We start from the raw sequence: 13,169 nt of genomic DNA, 5'->3' as shown, positions 1-13,169 counted from the left end.
ACTTGTTCATCAGTTAAAAATGATCAGAAATTTTTTCCAATAGTGATTTTTCTTTTTCTTTAATAACTTCAGCAATAAAATCTCTTTTTTCAATGAATGTGTCTTTCATATTTTCACTAATTATTTTTTGCTTACTTTCTATTGAAAAGAAAATGTCTGAAAATTTATTTTTTTCTTTTGTTCTCTTCAGATAAACACCTATTTTTGAAAGTAAAAATTCTATGTCATCAATTAATTCACTTATTTCTGTGGGTCTTGTTGTTTTTTCTTCTTTTAGTCTTTCTACTTTAACTTTTTCTTCCCACTTTTCTATAGTTTCTTCTTTAATCTCTTCTTCTTTTATTGTTTTATTTCCTTCTCCCTCCTCATTACTACTCTCAAAAACCTCCTCTCTTTCTTCCATAACTTCTTCATAATCCTCATCTTCTGCATTAACTTCTTTTCCTTCATATTCATTTTTGACATCAGATAAATTTCCTAAGCTATCATGTAATTCTTCAGGAGAAGAAGATTTAATAATTTTTTCGCAAACTTGATTAATTTTTTTGTCATATTTCTCTTCCTCTTTTTCACTTATGTCTATATTTTTCTTTTTTACCTCATCCTCTTCTTCCGAGTTCATTTGATGATCTCCTATCTCTACTAGGTTTTGTCTTTTTCTGTTGAAGTAAAAATTCATTGATTTATTTATGTTTTCATTAATTTCTTTTGAATAATTCTCTTTATTTTGTAAGAATTCGATGTTACTGTTATAGAAATCTTGATTTTTTGTTTTAGTTTCTATATCAATCTTTTTTGGTTTTTCTTTTTCATTTATTTTTTTGTAAAAATCTTTAATTCACTTGAATTTTTTGTAATTTTCTTTAGAGAAATCTTCAGGAGTTAAATATTTTGTATCTTCAAAAAGAAGTTCACAATTTTTATTGAATTTCGTTTTAAGTTTCGGATCATTCATTATTTTTTTGATTTCTTCTCTAACTTTTTTCTTCTTCTCTTTATTTAGTTTCTGTTCAATAATTTTTTTGAGAGAAACCCCTCTATCCTTCAATAAACTTTCAAGATCAAAAATAATTGAAGAGACTGTATTTTTTACATCATCTTGGGAATTAATGAATATTTTGTGTTCATGAGATTTTCCTCACTTACCTAAACATTTATCTATTTGAGTTGCCAAACCAAAGTAGTCTATTATGAAACCTCTAGTTTTTCCTTCATCAATTCTGTTTGGTCTTGCAATAGTTTGCATTAAGCTATGTTCTTTAAGTCCCCTATCTATAAATAGATAAGTTAAGGATTTAACGTCAAAACCTGTAAGTCACATACTGTTAACGAACACAATTCTAAATACATCAGATTTATTTTTAAATCTGTCTTCTTTTTCAGCTTCACTTTCTTTTTCAGGCATTTCGATTTGCTGTCCATAAAGTATTTTTAATTCTTCTAAATCTATATCACTCCATTTATCAATTACTACTTTCATTTCAGTTTCTTCCATTAACTCCATTTTCTTTCTTAACTTATGAGCTTCTCTTTCTCCGAGATTTGGTTTTTGAAGTGAATCTTTTAATCTATTAATTTCTTCTTTTCAATATTCTTGAGCAAAATTTCACATTAAAATACATCCTTTTCGTTTTGAGCAGACAAACATAGCTTTTCTCTTTATTTTTTCTTTCTCAAGATCAAAAAATCGTTCTGAATAGTAAGAAACAAAATCTTTGGCATTGTTTCGCATTCTAAATTCATTCTCTCTTATTTCTTGATCGGCACTTTTTTCTCTGTGCTCTCCTGTTTTAATTGGTAATTTTTCATTTTTTTCAGGAAGAAATTTTCTTTTGGCTCTTGAAACTTTATTTATATAAACTAACGGAACAGTTACTTTGTCTGCGATAGCTTTACTGAAGTCATATTTAGAGACATAACCTCCAAAATATCTAGCAGTTATTTCATCATCTTTAAGAATTGGAGTTCCAGTAAATCCAATTCTGGAAGAATTTTCAAATGATTTATACATGGAGTGAGCCATATCTCCATATTGAGTTCTGTGAGCTTCGTCAGCAACAATAACTACTTCTCTTTCAATCTTGTCTTCAAATTTGTCAAATTTATTAATTATTGAGAAAATATATGATTTTGATTTATCAGAAATTTTTCACTTTAGTTCTGTTTTATTCTTGATTAAGCATTCTTCAGGAAATCTTCCGAGAATATTACATGATCTGAAGTTATTGAACATTTGTCTTTCCAAATCTTGTCTGTCCACAATGATTACAAAAGCAATATCTTCTCCTCTTTTGATAGCCTCTTTTCTAGCCTTTTCGGTGAAAAATAATATAGAAAAGCTTTTACCGCTCCCTTGAGTATGCCAAAAAGTTCCTATCTTGCCATCCTTCTCTTTTCTTCTCTTTCAACTTTCAAAAGCTAGATTTACTCCTAAAAATTGGTGATTTCGCGCAATAATTTTTATTAACTTTTTGATCCTTCCCTTATTTTGATTAGTTTCTTCCTCTCCCTCTACAAAACTTTCTTGGAAAATTGTGAAATTTTTGAGTAAATCTAAGAAATTATTTTTTTCGCAAGTACCTTTCAAGAGTATTTCAATTGTTTTTTCATCCCCAGAATCTTCTTCTTTTATTCTGTGTCAGTGATAAAACAGTCTAAATGGATTTCCGACGGCTCCCATTTTTGCTTCCTTTTCGTTTGCAATGACGCAAAAAGCGTTATAAAGGAATAATTGTGGAGTTTTCTCCACAAATATATCTCTATAGTTTTATCTATATATATCTATAAGTTGTTCTCTAGGATCTCCAAAAGAGAAAAATATTAGTGGAAGTCCATTAACGAAACAAACAAGATCTGGTTCAAATTCTTCATCTTTAAATTCTTCTCTCGAAGATTTCAATTTGAAATTAGGAATAACTGTGAATGAGTTATTTTCTGGTTTTTCAAAATCAATAATTTTGATAATTTTTTCAGAATCACCATATCCCAATCATCCTTCTCATTCCCTAACCATCATTCCTCACTTTTCTCGATTTTTTTCTATATTGATGTTTTTTAGTCAAATCCCTTTTTCAATTTCATAAATTATTTCATTAATTTGATGGCCTAAAGGCCCATTTATTTTCTCTAAGGCAAGAGCAAGCTCTTTCCTTAAAATCGGACTTACCTTAATCTCTTCTTTAACTCCTCCAAAATGTTTAAGTTCTCACCCCAATACATCTACTAAAAATTTGAGAGCTTTATTTCTGGTTTCTCTTTTCTTGGCAGAATTAACTAGAGAAATTTTTTTAGTTTTAGACATTTTTATTTCCTATTTATAGAGATATAAATTAGATTCCCAAAAACTTAATAAATATTTTCCCCCGCTGGGGGGGGGCAACTAACCCCCTATTATTGTTTAAAAGTGATCCGGATAAAGTTTGTCTATTTTGTCAGCGGTTTTTCCTAGATTACGCTCTTTTTGTCATTTTTCAATAAATTTATTGAACAACATTTTGGAATCTTCATTAGAAAAGAAAAGAGACTTATTTAGGTGTTCTTGATAAAGATCGAAAACCAAAATAAGTTTATTTTCTTCATCCAATTTTTGTATTTTTAAATCTTCAAATTTAGTAATAATTTCATCATCTTCTGCGAAAAGAGGGTGATCGCAATAATCATATAGATCGCTTTTTCTGTAATTCTCACCATCAAATTTTTCAAAATGAACTATTAATCTTTCAATTTTTTTACCTTTTTCTCCCTCTTCAAAATCACTAACCAAAAGTAAATAATTTTCTTCTTTACCATCTATTTCACATTTGAAAATGTGTCCCTCTGATGGGATACATTTAATGAAAAAACTGATGTATTTTACTTGATTATTGACAGTATTCACCTCCCTTTATTCTAAAAAAATACTTTAGTTTATTGATATTTTTCGACTAAAAATCATTTTGAAAAGATCATTTTTGATCTTTTCAAGTCTCTCAATATTCTTTTGTAAGTTTTCAATTTTGAGTTGAATAAATTCACAAATATTGTTGAATTTTTCTAATGTTTTGATGTCAGGAATCAAAACATTTAAACCAAACAATAAATTTGATCTCAAAACTTTCATACCAAAACAATTTGAACTAAAGAATGGGAGAGAATAAATTATTGTTTCCAAAAGTAAATAGAGAAATTTTTTATTTTTTGGAATAATAACTCAACAATTATCGCTAGCATCAAATTTACCTCTATATAGTTGTGCCACAAAATTTCCTGTGTAATTGATGAAAATTGATTCAGCATCTCAAGAATATTCATTTATTCTTTCGGGACTCTTTTCCGAAGAAGTAAAAAAAGGATATTTCCCATCTTTTACAGAAAGTTTTGCGGATTTTTCTCCCTTAGTGATTGTCGCAATCTCTTCAATTTTTTGATATTGTCAAGAATCAGGTAAACTACTCTCTCTCTCTCTCTCTCTCTCAGCTTCATAAGTTAGATAGTTAGGAAATCCGAAATTTACAAATCACTCCTTAAAAATAGCAGTTCTTATTCCTTGAAGCACTTCTATTTGTCTTTCATTATTTTCAATTAGTTCATCATAAGCTGAGAGAGTGTCTCCAATTCTCTCTTGCTCTTCCTGGGGGGGGCATGGGAATTTAATAATTTTTAATTTTTGGAGAGATAAAACGGGTTGAGCAGTAGAAGATTTAGAAAGGCAAATTATTTTTTCACTTATGTTTGAAAAATTGAGACAATATTTAATGAATTTGTTATCAGAAATTTTTGGATAACTGCTGAAAAAATATACGTGTTCAGTCAAACAAGATTCTCTTTTTAGTAGGGCGGTTTTTCCCACCGAACCGCCAACTCTAACAATGCAAACAGTATTTTTAGGAAATAATTTATTACTTTTTAAACCTCTGTAATTGAAATGTCTCTTACATTTCCTTATATATAAATTACTGTTACTAACAGCCTCACCATCAACCAGAGGAATGAAACCATCTTCAAAAAGTAGGTGTGAATCCTCAACCCTGCAAGGAAGAGGCTTACCACTCTCTACCCTACCTAATTGATCTATAGTAACTAGTTTTCACTCATTAGATATTCCAGTCATAACTAAATTAATTTAAGAATTTTTCTCCCGAAAAGGGAGAAAAAGAAGAATTAATTAAGTTAATTAGTTAATCCTCCAATAATCATTTTTCTCGGAATATTTTTTCCAAATAATTGAAAAGTTCTTGTCTTATTTGGAGAATTTCTTCCCATTTCAGGGGAATAGGGAATCTTTGAACAATAATTTTTTTAATTCTCACATTAATTTCTGATCTTGTTGTTTCTTTTGCGAAAGGTTGATATGTACTTTTTAAGTAACCCTTCATTATTTTTATGAAATCAACACAAAAGTCTTTTAGTTCTTGAATATCTCCGTTGTAATTAATTTTTCTGCAAATGTCATAAATAACTAATTCTTGAACACTAGCAAATCCTTCTTTTGCGAATCGAACAGTTTCCTCTTCTGCTCGTTTCGCAAAATTAATTAATTCTTCAAAGATTCTTTCTTGTTCTTTAGGATCTATTTCTTCATTTCACTTATCAATAATTTCGTTATATTCTTGGAAGAAATTTATAGTTGTCGGATTATCATCTAAGTTTTTTTCAATTATTTTTCTTAAATCTTTTTTTAAGTCTTCAAAGATAGATTGCTTACTACTTCTAGGATTACTTACTATTAATTCACTTAAGTTTTTTATTTCTTCTTCACTTATTTCTCTCAAAAAGTTTTCTTGATTTACATCAGCCTTTATATATTTCTTAAGTATTCTTGTTAATTTGACTTGTCATTTGTCTTTATTTTCAACATCAGCTTTTATTATTCTGTAGATGGCTTTAATGCCATCAATTTTTTCGTAAGTATCTGATGGCAAATCTGTATGAACTACATATTTGAGTTCCAAAAATAGTTTTTCACATTTTTCGTTTATTTGATCTTTATACCATTTTTTGATTACTTTTTCCTTAATGATTGGAAACATTTTTCGCTTCTCTTCTGGAGTTTTATTAAGGAAAGTAACTAAAGAAACTCCATTTCTGGCTAGAAAAGACTCTATCCTGAAAACGATTTCTATAATATTGTCAATAATTTTTGAAGTTTCTTGAATTACAACCTCTTTATCATCTCCTTCTCCTTTTTTGCGAAATGCTCCTCAATCTTTAAGAGCATCTTTGAGTGCCTCACTGCAGTTTAAATAATCTAGAATAAATCCTCTGTCTTTCCCCTCATCAACTCTATTTGGTCGAGCAATTGCTTGCATTAATGTGTGTGCTTTAAGTAGCTTATCCAATACCAAGAAGGATAAGCACTTAACATCAAAACCTGTCATTCACATAGCACACACAAAAACTATTTTTAGATTTCTTCTTTCTCCGGTGTCATCTCCATCTCTTCTCTTAAATCTTTTTTCTGCCTCTTTTTCATTAATACTTTTAGGAATTTCTATGTCAGTGTCGTATTCATATATTTGATCTTCATCCACTCCTCCACTACTATAGACTATTTCCATATCAGTTCTTTTCATTTCAAAAATCTTTCTTTTAATCTCTTGTATTGTTTCTTCTTCCTCTGGCGAGTAAGAAGAAAGAGATCGTTCTAATCTTTCTATTTCTTTATTTCAGTATTCTTGAACATAGTTTTTCATAAGAACACAAGCAACTTTATTTAGACAAACATACATAACTTTTCCCATAAACATTCTTTCTGTTCCAGAATAGTAGGCAACAAAATCTTCAGCATTCTTCTTTAACCTATCTTCTCTCATTCATATTTGTTTTTTGGACTTTCAATCTGAAGGTAGCCTTGAACCTTCGTTGAATTCTCTATACATTTCTCGATTAATTTCTGGATTAATAATGTTTTTAATCTTGCAAGCTCTATTTTCGTATAGTAGGGGAACTGTTACTTTATCTTCTATAGCTTTTTGAAAGTCATAAGTAGATACATAGTCCCCAAAATATCTAGAAGTTATTTCCTCTCTAGATAAGAGAGGAGTTCCAGTAAATCCTATTCTTGAAGCTTTTGGAAGAAATTTATACAAAGAAACTGACATGCTTCCATATTGTGTTCTGTGAGCTTCATCAACAATGATGATGATCTCTCTATCTTCATCAATAGGAGTTAAAGAAGCATTGTGAAATTTATGAATTAAAGAGAAAACATAACTATGTTTTGCCTTTAATTTTTCTTTTAAGTCTTCTTTACTTTCAACTTTGCAATTACGGTTGGAGTCCAAGACTCCAACTTCTGAGAATGTTTCATAAATTTGAGTCTCTAATTCTTTTCTGTCACAGAGAATTATGAAAATGGGATTACCCCCACACTTTCTCTTTATTTTTTCTGCAAAAAATAACATAGATAAGCTTTTTCCACTTCCTTGAGTGTGTCAAAAAGTACCTAACTTACCTTCTTTTTCTTTTCTTTGTTCGTAACTTTTAAAAGCTAAATTAACTCCTAAAAATTGGTGATTTCGAGCAACAATTTTTACTAATCTTTCTTTAGTTTTTTGAAAGATTATGAAATTTTGGAATAAATCTAAGAAATTATTCTTGTTACACATTCCTCTCAGAAGAACTGAAATATCAGTATTTCCTTCTTCATCTTCTTCCAATCTATTTCAGTTACTGTAATATTCTCACGGACTTCCGACAGCACCAACCTTAGTTTCATTTCCGTTAGAAAATACACAAAAAGCATTAAAAGCAAATAATTGCGGTATTTCTTCTAAATAATTCTTATAGTTGTTGTCATAACCTTCTTTTGGTTGAATGTCATATCTTTTGAATTCCGCGAATAATAGCGGAATTCCATTTACAAATCCAACTAAGTCAGGGATTCCTAAAAATTCAGAATAGTAACCTTTAAGTCTTAGCTGTGAAACAGCTATGAATGTATTGTTCTCTGGATTATTGAAGTCAATAAGAGTTACTTTCTTTTTCTTATTGACTCCTCCAGATTCTTTATTACTTACATCTACTCCATCTCTAATTAAGTAGTATTTATCTCTATTAGTCTTGATATCAAAATTCTCGAAAATATTTTTTTCGAGAATTGCAATAACTTCTCTTGCGTGTTCATCATTAATTCAAGGATTTAGTTTTCTTAGTGAATTACAAAAAATTTCAGTAAGAATTGGTGTTTTTTCATTCCATCTGTGAACTTTATTTTCTTTACTGCATTTAATGACAGTTCAACCTAATTCCTTTTCAAGTAATTGGAGAGAATCATTTTCAATTAATTCTCCCTCAGAAAACTGAGATCTTCCTATATTTCTTATTTGTTCTGCTCGAGTCATTTAGTGTAAATTTCTCCCCCAGATTTATTATGCCCTTTTTAGGGGCATAATAAATATTTTTTGATAAATTTAGAAGTTTTTGTGTTTTTTAGTCAAAAAATTAACTAAATAATTTGATTAGTAAATCTTTTCTAATCATTTGATTTTTTTCAATATTCTTCTGTAAGTTTTCAATTTTGAGTTGAATGTTTTCACAAATATTATTGAATTTTTCTAATGTTTTGTTGTCAGGAATGAAAATTTGTAAATTGAGCAATCTTTGTAACCTTAAGGTTTTTAATATTCCTGAATCTTCTTTGTGCAAAATTTGAAGTTTTATTTTCAACTGTTCGAACAAAAAATAGAATAAATTTCTATTTTTGGCCTTCAATATAAAGACATGATCGCTAGCTTCAAATTTTCCTCTATGAATAAAAGCTAAAAAGTGTCCAGTTATTGTCACTAATATAGCATTCGCGTCATAAGAATATTTATTAATTCTTTCCGGATTTTTTATAGATGAAGTGAAAAAGGGGTAAATCCCGAATGGAGTAGCAAATTTAGATAATTCCTCACCTCTAGTAACTTCAGCAACTTCTTGAAGTTGTTGATATTGTCAAGAATCAGGTAGCTCTCTCTCTCTCTCTCTCTCTCAGCTTCATAAGTTAAGTAGTCAGGAAATCTCAAGTTAATGAATCATTCCTTAAAAATAGCAGTTCTTATAGCTTGTAAAACTCCTATTTGTTTCTCATTATTTTCGATTAGTTCATCATAGGCTGAGAGAGTGTCTCCAATTCTCTCTTGCTCTTCCTGGGGGGGGCATGGGAACTTGACAGAAAGTAATCTAGAAAGAGTTAAGTGAGGTTGAGCAGTAGTTGATTTAGCTAACTTCATTAGTTTTTCTTTCATCTTTGGATAATCAAAACAATATTTAATGAAACGGGGATCAGAGATCCCTTCGAAAGAATTGAATCCATGTAAATCCGCAGATAGACAAGATGAATATTTAAGAATAGCTGTATCAGTTGAGGAGTTTCCTCCCTCAACTATACAGACAGTATTTTTGGGAAATAATTTACTTTGACTTAATCCCTTTGAGTTGTAGTGTCTATCACAACTCAAAATCCTTAAATTACTATTACTAACTTCTTTACAACCGACTAAAGGGATTTTTCCATCTTCAAATAAAGAAGGATCAAAGTTAGGTTTATGTTTTTGAATTCCTTTAGAAATTTTTCCTAACTTATATAAAGTTGTTAGATTTCACTTAGAAAACATAGTTATTTTGTATTTAGGAAAAAATTCCTAAATAACTGATATTTTTTGACTAAAGATCATTTTGTGTAAATCATCTTTCATTACTTCTAGTTTTTCAATCCTTTTGATTAAGTTTTCAATTTTGAGTTGAATATTTTCATAAATATTGTTGAATTTCTCTAATGTTTTGTCGTTAGGAATCAAAACATTTAAACCAAACAATAAATTTGATCTCAAAACTTTCATACCAAAACAATTTGAGCTAAAGAGCGGAAGAGAATAAATTATTGTTTCCAAAAGTAAATAGAGAAATTTTTTATTTTTCGGAATAATAACTCAACAGTTATCGCTAGCATCAAATTTACCTCTATATAGTTGTGCTACAAAATTTCCAGTGTAGTTGATAAAAATTGATTCAGCATCTCAAGAATATTCATTTATTCTTTCAGGACTCTTTTCCGAAGAAGTAAAGAAAGGATACTTTCCATCTTTTACAGCAAGTTTTGCAGATTTTTCTCCTTTAGTGATTGTTGCAATCTCTTCAATTTTTTGATATTGTCAAGAATCAGGTAGACTACTCTCTCTCTCTCTCTCTCTCTCTCAGCTTCATAAGTTAGATAGTTAGGAAATCTTAAGTTAATGAATCATTCCTTAAAAATAGCAGTCCTTACTCCTTGAAGTACTTCTATTTGTCTTTCATTATTTTCAATTAGTTCATCATAGGCTGAGAGAGTGTCTCCAATTCTCTCTTGCTCTCCCTGGGGGGGGCATGGGAATTTAATTGAAAATAATTGATAAGTTGGCAAAGCTTTTCTGATAGTAGTTGTTGCAGAAATAGATGAAAATGTTTTTCTTTGAGAATCCAAACAATACTTAATGAATTTAGGATTAGAAATATTTTCATAATGAGAAAAAGCAAAAACACTTGTAGATAAAAAAGCATCACTTTTTAATAATGCTGATTCTCCAGGATAACTTCCATAAATAGAAATACAAACTGTATTTTTTGAAAATAATTTGTTCCCCTTCTTAGAAAGATTATTGAGGAAACAATGTCTATCGGATTCTAAGATGTGCAATCTACTTTGACCAACTTCTTTGACTCCAACAAATGGAATAGATTTTTCATGTAATTTAGGATTAAATTCATATTTTCTGTCATAAGGCTTTCCGGATGATATTTTTCCTAACTTATCTAAAGTAGTTAGTTCTCATTTGTTTTTTGTGGACATAATTAAGTTATTTTTTTATTAGACTTTCTTGTTCTCCCTTAAGAGGGAGAATAGAAGACTAACTAATTTGGGTATAACAAATTAATTTCTTCCTCAAACTACTCCTCCTTTTGGACAAGCAACTCCTCAATCCCCAAATCTACACATTTCCTGACCAATATTTTGTTTATTCTCCCCAATTAAAGAATGAACTTCTTTTCAGATTGCTACTTCAATAATTTCTCTTAATCATCGTCAATTAAAGTTCATACTTAACATAGCATCTTTAAGTCCCATTTTTTGTTGATTTGTATCAGTATTTCTCATTTTGTCTTCAAATCATTTTGCAGCTCCATCTTGTCTTACGTTTGGATTCCAAACAATTCCTTGCCCAGTACTGAACATGCAATTAGCCCCACACTTATCAATTAATTGTCTAATTTGTTCATCACTATAACTTTCTTCCTTTGAATATCTTCTTGATTGACTGTTATATTGTTGTTGTTTTAATTCTCTAGTTATGATTCCTGGACTTCACTTCCCTTCTCTCAAAACTTTTGAGAGAGCTTTAATCAAAATTTCTTTTAACTTATTTTTTATTTCTGTTTTGTGTTCTTCTCCAATATTTTTTAGTTCACTAAATTCAACTTTCACTCCTCTTAGATTTCCTCAATCTCTTTTGTTTTGCTCTAATTCCGTTTCTTTTACTTTTGTCCCTAAACCAAATTGAATTTCTTTTTCCTCACTTTCTTTATTCAGGATGCTAACTTGTTGCAATCTTCGATTTAAAGTATTTCATCTTTTAGCTTCTCCATTAACTTGTGTGAATATATCTTCACAGCCATACAAAGAATAAGTAACTTCTTTAATCATTTCCTTAAGTTCTTTTATGCTTTGTGATGAAACTTGATCTACCATTTTTTCAATTTCATTATGAATTCATTCTCCCGCAAGATCTTCTTTAATACATGGAATTAAGATTCTTAGATTTTGTTGATCCCCTTTCTCGGAATCAAATTTATTTACAACTGTTTTTTCTAAATCTTTTGATTTAGATTTCTCTTCATCAATTTCTTCTTCATTAACTTTCACTCTATTTTTGCCAATATAAATTCCATCAATCTTTGGCAAAAATATACCAATATTAGTTCCTACCGGAATTCCAAGTAAGGATATTATTAGCTTTCAGATCATTTTCCTAAAACAATTCTAAAGCCACTCTAATTTTTTAATAACAAATAAGAGAAATTAATAAATATTTCTTTTATTTGTTTTCTTTTTCTTGTCCTACTAAAAAATAACTTTTATTCTTATTTTCCTCAAACTAGTCCACCTTCAGGACAAACAAATCCTCATTCTCCCATACGACACAATTTGGAAACTTTATTGTCTAGTTCTTGTGTTTGCTTACCAACTAGTCTTCTCATTAATTCATTTTCAATTACAACCCTTAGATTCGCTCAATTGAATCACATACTTTTTAAAGCATCATGTAAGGCCATATCGAAATCTTTAGTGTCTTGACTTTTTAATTTATCTTCGAATCAACCAGATCCTCCTTTTGTTCTGATAGAAGGATGTCAAGAAATTCCTATTCCACTTCCTCCATTCAAAAGACATTTTTTACCACAGTTGTCTAATTCAGCCCTTAACTCAGAATTTTCAGAGTTAGTTTCAGAGGTATAACGAGATGAACTTGTAAATTCACTTTCTAAATTGTTACTAATTAAACCTTGCTTACTTCACTTACCTTCTCTTAGAACTGACTTAATACTTTCTAATAATTTCTTCTTCATGTCTTCTTGAAATTTGGAATAGTTTTCAGTTGATGCTATTTTTCTCTCTTTAAACCTAATTCTTACACCTCCAACAACATTGTTGGAGGATTCTTCTGTAAGATCATTTACTTCAGCTTTAATGTCCAAGCCCATTTTTACTTCTTTTAGGCCAGAACTTGATTGTTGTTCCGATAAATCCATTGAAGTTAATTTGTTTTTAAGAACTTTTAATTTTTTGCTATTAGTTAAGGAACTAAATCAATTTCCACAGCCAAATATAGTGTTGGCTGTATCTTTCATAATGTCATTTAACTCAGTAGTTGCTTGTTTTATAGCTGATCTTGAAGAATCAGCTCCTCATTTTTGCATCCAATCCCCTACAAAATCACCTTTAATACAGGGAAGCCAAATTTTAACATTAGGCTTTCCTTCTTTGTTGTCAATTTTTACTCCAGCAACTGTAGTTAAACCTTTTTCTTCAAATAATTCCTTTTCTTTAATTTGCTCTACATCAATCTTTTTTCTTTCAGATCCAATATAAATACCTTCCACTCTTGGTAAAAATATGCTGAGATTAGTTCCTACTGGAATTCCCAGTAATGTTATTACTCACTTCCACATAA

Annotated in this window: 11 protein-coding genes; all 11 read right to left on the bottom strand. The window is 29.6% G+C overall.

Translation table 4 applies throughout. The features are described 5' to 3' along the window. Nucleotides 1-13 precede the first annotated feature (13 nt). Entirely contained in the window at nucleotides 14-2,749 is a 2,736-nt protein-coding gene (locus MSU_RS04000; RefSeq protein WP_043885183.1) for an HsdR family type I site-specific deoxyribonuclease, read from the bottom strand. An 18-nt stretch (nucleotides 2,750-2,767) separates the two neighbouring features. Beyond that, nucleotides 2,768-3,301 (bottom strand): type I restriction endonuclease, encoded by a 534-nt coding sequence (locus tag MSU_RS03995; RefSeq protein WP_013610158.1) that lies wholly within the window; start codon nucleotides 3,299-3,301, stop codon nucleotides 2,768-2,770. Between the two features lie 96 nt (nucleotides 3,302-3,397). Further along, complete coding sequence (locus MSU_RS03990) at nucleotides 3,398-3,877, bottom strand: hypothetical protein (RefSeq protein WP_013610157.1); 480 nt, start codon at nucleotides 3,875-3,877, stop codon at nucleotides 3,398-3,400. A gap of 24 nt (nucleotides 3,878-3,901) precedes the next feature. Then, a complete protein-coding gene (locus MSU_RS04855; RefSeq protein WP_013610156.1) occupies nucleotides 3,902-5,089 on the bottom strand; it encodes a restriction endonuclease subunit S in 1,188 nt (395 codons plus the stop codon). 67 nt (nucleotides 5,090-5,156) lie between these two features. After that, nucleotides 5,157-8,321: a type I restriction endonuclease subunit R gene (locus MSU_RS03975; protein ID WP_013610155.1), complete on the bottom strand. Its 3,165-nt coding sequence runs from the start codon at nucleotides 8,319-8,321 to the stop codon at nucleotides 5,157-5,159. Nucleotides 8,322-8,421: 100 nt separating this feature from the next. Next, complete coding sequence (locus MSU_RS04710) at nucleotides 8,422-8,763, bottom strand: restriction endonuclease subunit S domain-containing protein (protein ID WP_013610154.1); 342 nt, start codon at nucleotides 8,761-8,763, stop codon at nucleotides 8,422-8,424. A gap of 50 nt (nucleotides 8,764-8,813) precedes the next feature. Then, nucleotides 8,814-9,578, bottom strand: coding sequence for a restriction endonuclease subunit S (locus MSU_RS03965; protein ID WP_013610153.1), 765 nt, complete (start codon nucleotides 9,576-9,578; stop codon nucleotides 8,814-8,816). Nucleotides 9,579-9,605: 27 nt separating this feature from the next. Then, complete coding sequence (locus tag MSU_RS03960; protein ID WP_043885231.1) at nucleotides 9,606-9,803, bottom strand: restriction endonuclease subunit S domain-containing protein; 198 nt, start codon at nucleotides 9,801-9,803, stop codon at nucleotides 9,606-9,608. Between the two features lie 245 nt (nucleotides 9,804-10,048). Next, complete coding sequence (locus MSU_RS03955) at nucleotides 10,049-10,789, bottom strand: restriction endonuclease subunit S (protein ID WP_013610151.1); 741 nt, start codon at nucleotides 10,787-10,789, stop codon at nucleotides 10,049-10,051. 81 nt (nucleotides 10,790-10,870) lie between these two features. Then, nucleotides 10,871-11,962 carry a hypothetical protein gene (locus MSU_RS03950; RefSeq protein ID WP_013610150.1) on the bottom strand — a complete coding sequence of 364 codons (1,092 nt, stop codon included), beginning with the start codon at nucleotides 11,960-11,962 and terminating at the stop codon, nucleotides 10,871-10,873. A 116-nt stretch (nucleotides 11,963-12,078) separates the two neighbouring features. Beyond that, nucleotides 12,079-13,167: a hypothetical protein gene (locus MSU_RS03945; protein ID WP_013610149.1), complete on the bottom strand. Its 1,089-nt coding sequence runs from the start codon at nucleotides 13,165-13,167 to the stop codon at nucleotides 12,079-12,081. Between the last annotated feature and the right edge of the window lie 2 nt (nucleotides 13,168-13,169).

This window comes from Mycoplasma suis str. Illinois, assembly GCF_000179035.2.
In the GTDB taxonomy this organism is placed as follows: domain Bacteria; phylum Bacillota_I; class Bacilli_A; order Mycoplasmatales; family Mycoplasmoidaceae; genus Eperythrozoon_A; species Eperythrozoon_A suis.
This window is presented reverse-complemented; position numbering and strand designations above follow the sequence as displayed.